The following is a 245-nucleotide window of genomic DNA, read 5'->3' as shown; positions in this document are numbered from 1 at the left end:
GGACATCGCTCGCGGCATGGAGTGGTCCCGAGGCGTCGCAGCCCGTGGGCTCCTTCTCCGACGCGGCGGGCCTCGCTCTGCTCGAACGGCTGTCCACGGAACGCGATCCCGCACGGCTGCTCGCCGAGCACCCCGAATGGGCGGGCATCATCCGCGGCACCGATCCCGCCGCGGTCGCCGAGTGGTGGTCCCGCCTCGACCGGCGGACGGCCGACGCTCTCGCGACGACAGCGCCCTCGCTCGTC

Annotated in this window: 1 protein-coding gene; it reads left to right on the top strand. The window is 74.3% G+C overall.

Annotated elements, in window-relative coordinates; genetic code table 11:
• On the top strand, window positions 1–245 hold a 245-nt coding region (locus tag DC522_RS35670), incomplete at both ends, for a hypothetical protein (protein ID WP_205769969.1).

It is taken from the genome of Microvirga sp. KLBC 81 (assembly GCF_003075415.1).
Taxonomy (GTDB): domain Bacteria; phylum Pseudomonadota; class Alphaproteobacteria; order Rhizobiales; family Beijerinckiaceae; genus Microvirga.
Note: the sequence above shows the minus strand (reverse complement) of the source record. Positions and strands in the feature narration are given on the sequence as shown.